Raw genomic sequence first — 309 nt, forward strand, 5'->3', positions numbered from 1 at the left:
AAGCCTTATATGAATCCGTCTCCATGCGCAGCTTTGCCGCTATTGACCTGGGCAATGAAGCCGTGCCGGATGAGACCACTGTGTGCAAGTTCCGGCACTTGCTGGAACGTCATGACCTTGGCAAACGAATCTTCGAAGAAGTAGGCCGTCATTTGCAGGAGCGGGGAATGAAAGTATCAGGTGGCACCATCGTCGATGCTACGATCATTTCAGCACCTTCTTCCACCAAGAACAAAGAAGGCAAACGTGATCCGGAAATGCGCCAGACCAAAAAAGGCAATCAATGGTATTTCGGGATGAAGGGACACA

General features: G+C 50.5%; 1 protein-coding gene. It reads left to right on the top strand.

Annotated elements, in window-relative coordinates:
• Positions 1–309: transposase (locus tag ACO0LI_RS30710; RefSeq protein WP_423037728.1), on the top strand; the 309-nt coding region annotated here is incomplete at both ends.

Origin of the sequence: Undibacterium sp. Tian12W, assembly GCF_049339405.1 — a bacterium.
GTDB lineage: Bacteria > Pseudomonadota > Gammaproteobacteria > Burkholderiales > Burkholderiaceae_D > Undibacterium.